This window comes from Spirillospora sp. NPDC049652, assembly GCF_040675125.1.
GTDB lineage: Bacteria > Actinomycetota > Actinomycetes > Streptosporangiales > Streptosporangiaceae > Spirillospora.
Map to the genome: position 1 here is coordinate 1 of NZ_JBFAOF010001307.1, position 1610 is coordinate 1610.

General features: G+C 70.8%; 1 pseudogene. It reads right to left on the reverse strand.

From position 1 onward, the window contains the following. Positions 1-1538: pseudogene (locus AB0J52_RS39685) on the reverse strand (Rne/Rng family ribonuclease); the annotation flags it as partial. Between the last annotated feature and the right edge of the window lie 72 nt (positions 1539-1610).

Here is a 1610-nt window from a genome sequence, read left to right on the forward strand (position 1 = left end):
CCCGTGTCGACCGCGGCTTCACTGTAACGAGAAGGTCTGTCAGAGGCCCCTCCGGTGCGCTTGCGGCGGCGGCCGGACTGCTCCTTGGCCGCCCCCTTGTCGGAGCCCTTCGGCTCGACCGGGCTCAGGTGGACGTGGATGCCGCGGCCGTTGCAGCTCTCGCAGGTCTCCGAGAACGCCTCCACCAGGCCCTGCCCGACCCGCTTGCGGGTCATCTGGACCAGGCCCAGCGAGGTCACCTCGGCGACCTGGTGCTTGGTCCGGTCCCGGGACAGGCACTCCACCAGCCGGCGCAGCACCAGGTCCCGGTTGGACTCCAGCACCATGTCGATGAAGTCGATCACCACGATGCCGCCGATGTCGCGGAGCCGGAGCTGCCGGACGATCTCCTCGGCGGCCTCCAGGTTGTTGCGGGTGACCGTCTCCTCCAGGTTCCCGCCCTGGCCGGTGAACTTGCCGGTGTTCACGTCGACCACGGTCATCGCCTCGGTGCGGTCGATGACCAGCGAGCCGCCGGACGGCAGCCAGACCTTGCGGTCCAGCGCCTTGGCGATCTGCTCGTCGATCCGGAACGCGCCGAGGACGTCGCCGTCGCCGGTCCACCTCTCGACCCGGTCGGCCAGGTGCGGGGCGACGTAGCCGACGTACTCGGCGACCGTGTCCCACGCGCCGTCGCCCTGGACGACCAGCTTCGCGAAGTCCTCGTTGAAGATGTCGCGGATGACGCGGATCGTGAGGTCCGGCTCACCGTGCAGCAGCGACGGCGCGGACGCCGACTTGACCTGCTTCTGGATGTGCTCCCACTGGGCGGCCAGGCGGGACACGTCGCGCGCCAGCTCCTCCTCCGTCGCGCCCTCGGCGGCGGTCCGGACGATCACCCCGGCGTTCTCCGGCATGATCTTCTTGAGGATCTGCTTGAGGCGGCTGCGCTCCTTGTCCGGCAGCTTGCGGCTGATGCCGGTCATCGAGCCGTCCGGCACGTACACCAGGTAGCGGCCGGGCAGCGAGACCTGGCTGGTCAGCCGGGCGCCCTTGTGGCCGAGCGGGTCCTTGGTGACCTGCACCAGCACCGACTGGCCGGACTTCAGCGCGGACTCGATGCGGCGCGGCTGGCCCTCCAGGCCGGCGGTGTCCCAGTTGACCTCGCCCGCGTAGAGGACCGCGTTGCGGCCCTTGCCGATGTCGACGAACGCCGCCTCCATCGACGGCAGCACGTTCTGGACCTTGCCCAGGTACACGTTGCCGACGTAGCTCTGGTGGCTGGCGCGGTTGATGTAGTGCTCGACCAGGACGTCGTCCTCGAGGACGGCGATCTGGGTGCGGTCGCCCTCCTGCCGGACGACCATCTCGCGCTTGACCGACTCCCGGCGGGCCAGGAACTCGGCCTCGGTGATCACCGGCGGGCGGCGGCGGCCCTGCTCGCGCCCCTCCCGGCGGCGCTGCTTCTTGGCCTCCAGGCGGGTGGAGCCGCGCACGGACTGGACCTCGTCCTCGACCGGGCGGGCGGCCTGCTCGCGCACCTCGCGGACGTGCAGGACCCGCTCTTCGACTCCCGCAAGATCCGGCACATCCTGGTCCGGCACGAGCAGGGGGCGGGGCACGCGGCGCAG